Genomic DNA, 395 nt, shown 5'->3' with positions numbered 1-395 from the left:
CGCGTTCGAGAAAGTGGCTGTGCCTAGCGAATACAACAAAGTGGAATATTTCTCTAACGTGAAACCGGATCTGTTCAAAGATGTTGTGAACAAATTCATGTCTCACGAGAGCATGAACATGTCTAAACCTGAAGGCGAGCACGCTGCTCACGACGGGATGGAAGGCATGGACATGAGCCACGCGGAAACCGCTCACTAAGGGGCCGAGGAAGAAAACGATGTTCGGAAAACTTACACTGGATGCAGTGCCCTACCACGAACCTATTATCGTGGTAACGGTGGCTGCGATTATCATTGGGGGACTGGCGCTTCTGGCAGCCATCACTTACTTCGGTAAGTGGTCCTACCTATGGAACGAGTGGCTGACTTCTGTCGACCACAAACGTCTCGGTATC

Annotated in this window: 1 protein-coding gene; it reads left to right on the top strand. The window is 50.6% G+C overall.

Features of this window, described 5'->3' with window-relative positions; translation table 11 throughout:
- Positions 1-199: COX aromatic rich motif-containing protein (locus DC347_RS21350; protein ID WP_206073984.1), on the top strand; the 199-nt coding region annotated here is incomplete at its 5' end.
- Between the last annotated feature and the right edge of the window lie 196 nt (positions 200-395).

It is taken from the genome of Pseudarthrobacter sp. AG30, from assembly GCF_003116525.1.
Taxonomy (GTDB): Bacteria; Actinomycetota; Actinomycetes; order Actinomycetales; family Micrococcaceae; genus Arthrobacter.
The sequence above is the reverse complement of the archived record's forward strand: the minus strand, read 5'-3'. Positions and strand labels throughout refer to the sequence as shown.